This window comes from Serratia sp. HNCC26DJ244, from assembly GCF_057180565.1.
On record NZ_JBXUGO010000080.1, the window covers coordinates 1 to 903 of the forward strand.

General features: G+C 45.5%; 1 protein-coding gene. It reads right to left on the reverse strand.

The genetic code is table 11. The annotated features are described in order from the left end of the window. Nucleotides 1-417 precede the first annotated feature (417 nt). A partial coding sequence (locus AC2A06_RS18620; RefSeq protein ID WP_484381272.1) for a hypothetical protein occupies nt 418-903 on the reverse strand: 486 nt, incomplete at its 5' end.

Here is a 903-nt window from a genome sequence, read left to right on the forward strand (position 1 = left end):
GCTGCTGTTTTTCTTCTTTACTGTATTGCATGGTCTATTCTCAGGCTTGTTATTTAATGCCGAGAATAATGAAAGGGGTTATTAGCTGCAGCAAGGTGAGTTGCCCGGATGTTTACTGAATACGTAGAACAACGCAGAACCATGATGTAGGAATGGGCCGACAGACTTGACCAGTGGCGGGGACAGGTAAGCGAACCCCAAAACCCGCAAATTACAGACGAACTGTTAAAGCGTGGTGTCAAGGGCGTGCGTCAGACCGGCGTGGCGCACCCTTGTCGCTGCATAGCAGGAAACACGCTTGAAAGTGGCTGTCAGTACGGCATAGCCGGGCTGACAGCCTGATAAACCGAGGTTTTTATTTAGGGTCTGTTTTTATGCGGCTAGGAAAGCGATAACACTTGTGTTTCTACACATGATCTAGTCTACCGTGTCGGTAACAAATATAGCAGTGGGGGTATTGGCCTGAGCACGTATCACAGGCCAATAGAAAGGAGTGTCCCTCCATTCATTTTTTGCTATCCCCTCCTGACGAAGAAGAAACAGAATGGGATGATTGATGGCATAGGTTTTTGCAAGCCTACCCTCAGTTTTTTCTGAATCGGGAGTTTCAATGAACTTTGCGTGTGAAGTGCTACCAGCTAAACGCGATGAGTTACGTCCGTTAGCAGCCCAAAGCCAAATCTTTCCACGTTCTTCCTTTTGAGGATGTTGAGCGCTTAGGTGAGCGAGAGCTGCTCGTGCGGCTTCCCAATTAAAAGGAAATGCATCTTCCTCTTCCTCGAAAATTAACGTAGTCTCAATCTGACTCAAAAAGTTTTGAGCGACATCAAGCGAGATAAGTACTGGCTTATCTGCATTAAAGTTTATAAATTTTTCTACCTCATCATCAAGTTTTTTTATTAC